This is a genomic window from Robiginitalea aurantiaca (genome assembly GCF_030380815.1).
In the GTDB taxonomy this organism is placed as follows: domain Bacteria; phylum Bacteroidota; class Bacteroidia; order Flavobacteriales; family Flavobacteriaceae; genus Robiginitalea; species Robiginitalea aurantiaca.
Map to the genome: position 1 here is coordinate 1 of NZ_JAUDUY010000032.1, position 852 is coordinate 852.

Genomic DNA, 852 nt, shown 5'->3' on the forward strand with positions numbered 1-852 from the left:
GGTATCGATTTGAGCATTAGAACCAATACGAACCCGCCTGTGATCGGAAGTGTCCGTATGGTCCTTTCAGGGCCTGTCTCACGCACACAACTGGAAGGGGCAGCACCCTATGCACTCTATGGCGATGAAATTGGTGGGAATTACAACGGTGTACCGTTCCCACAGGGCAGCTATACCCTGACCGCCACGGCCTATGATGGCCGCTATGGGGCGGGGAATATCATTGGGGTGACCAGCATACAGTTCTCCATTGCACCAGGAGGGGGCAACCTGCCGCCTTCGGCAATAGCCTCTGCCACTCCACTGAGTGGGGATGTACCCTTGAATGTGAGCTTTACAGGCAGTAATTCCACAGATGACTCGGGGATTGCCCAGTACAGCTGGGATTTTGGGGATGGCAACACCTCCACCGATGCGAATCCGAACCATACCTATACCACCCCAGGGACCTATACGGCAACCCTGACGGTCACGGACGGGGATGGGCTACAGGACGATGCATCTGTGCAGATTGTTGTCAACGATCCGGACGCCAGTGCCATCGCAGGGTTTACTCTTATCGACGCCACTTCGGATGTGGACCTGTTCGAACTGACCAATGGGCTTCAGATCGATCCCTCGGTGGTCGCGGGTATCGACCTGAGCATTAGAACCAATACGAACCCGCCTGTGATCGGAAGCGTCCGTATGGTCCTTTCAGGACCTGTCTCGCGCACACAACTGGAGGGAAGGGCTCCTTACTCGTTGTTTGGAGACTTGCCTGGAATTGATTATAGTGGCGTGCCGTTCCCACAGGGCACCTACACTCTGACCGCCACAGCCTATGACGGAAGCTATGGGGCGGGGAATATC

At 55.8% G+C, this 852-nt stretch carries 1 protein-coding gene; it reads left to right on the forward strand.

Annotation, left to right across the window (positions count from 1 at the left end; all coding sequences use genetic code 11):
- On the forward strand, window positions 1-852 hold an 852-nt coding region (locus tag QU605_RS15310; protein ID WP_289726202.1), incomplete at both ends, for a PKD domain-containing protein.